Below are 1,329 nucleotides of genomic sequence, written 5' to 3' on the forward strand. Positions count from 1 at the left end.
TAATTTTAAATCACCCTAACCTTCCGTCAGTCCTATCCTATGGTACTCTCGCTGCTTAAAAACTGTCCGAAGTATTGAGTGAACCAGATATATTTAATCAGAGGAAACCAAAGCTTTTCTATATTGAGTTACGTCCGCTTAAGGAATCGTTGAATAGAACGTCGTCTACTCTCAAACATGATGGGGTATGGCATCAATGTTGCCAATAACTCAATACTTACTTGTTTATGGGTTTGGAGCAGAAAAACTAAAATTGTCAGAGTCAAGTATTCGGCGTTTTTGAGCTGCCGTTGCAAACAAATTTGGTAAAATAGAGGTAACATTTTTAACTGATGGCGCTTCTTAACAATACTGACCCCATCTTTTTTTACCATAAATCGGTCAAAACCCCGTCAGCTAGGGGTTTTGAGGGTGTTGTCACCCCGTCAGAATTCCGATGCCACCGCAAAAGATATGAATACCTCTCGCCAATTAAACATTCAAAATAGTCTTACTTCTTCTATTGGCTACCTAACTCAATTTTAGCGTTCGTTATTTAACCCCATTAGCTACTACTCCCAATACTTTAAAATCGGCTACATTTAGTTGTTCTAAAGCTGTGTTTACCAGACCGCGATCTGTTTTTTCTAGTTTTACTATCAGCACTGTACCATCAGTTTGAGAAGCGAGTAAATGACCGTCTGCTAAACCTATTAAAGGTGGGGTATCGTAAATGACTAAATCAAATAAGGCTAGGAATTGTTCCATTAAATAGTGCATCTTTCTCGAAGACAGTAATTTAATTGGATCGAGGGGAATAGTACCCGCAGTGAGGACAAAAAGATTGTCATCGTCGGGTAATCGCTGAATAGCCTCATTCAAACTTAAATCCGAACTTAAAACATTACTTAAACCTTTAATATTCGATAAGCTAAGGTATGTGTGCAGTTGAGGCAAACGCATATTAGCATCCACTAACAATACTCGTTTACCAACCGCAGAAGCAGTTTTAGCTAAATACAGTGCTACAGTTGACTTACCCTCACCTTTAACGGTAGAAGTGATGGTTAAAGAACTAATTGGGTGTTCCGCATTTAATAATTGAATATTTGTGTATAAGTAGTGAAATGCTTCGATCACAGGAAAATCTTTGTAATTTGAAACTATTATTCGTTTTAAGCTTGCACTCTTAGTATTTGAACTTACGCTAGTGAATTGAGCGGGAACCCTTTCACCTCTACGAGATTTAATTCTCATCGCTTTGGCGATCGGAATGCAGGGCTATTTCATTCTTGAGAGAAGGGTGATAAGCTGAAGCTATATTCCTTCAAATTGTTTTGAGTAATGACC

The 1,329-nt window shown here is 38.1% G+C and carries 1 protein-coding gene; it reads right to left on the minus strand.

Annotation, left to right across the window (positions count from 1 at the left end; all coding sequences use genetic code 11):
• Positions 1 to 531: 531 nt before the first annotated feature.
• Complete coding sequence (locus QUA33_RS28065) at positions 532 to 1,119, minus strand: CpsD/CapB family tyrosine-protein kinase (RefSeq protein WP_333153049.1); 588 nt, start codon at positions 1,117 to 1,119, stop codon at positions 532 to 534.
• Positions 1,120 to 1,329 lie beyond the last annotated feature (210 nt).

It is taken from the genome of Microcoleus sp. Pol14D4 (assembly GCF_036701245.1).
GTDB lineage: Bacteria > Cyanobacteriota > Cyanobacteriia > Cyanobacteriales > Microcoleaceae > Microcoleus.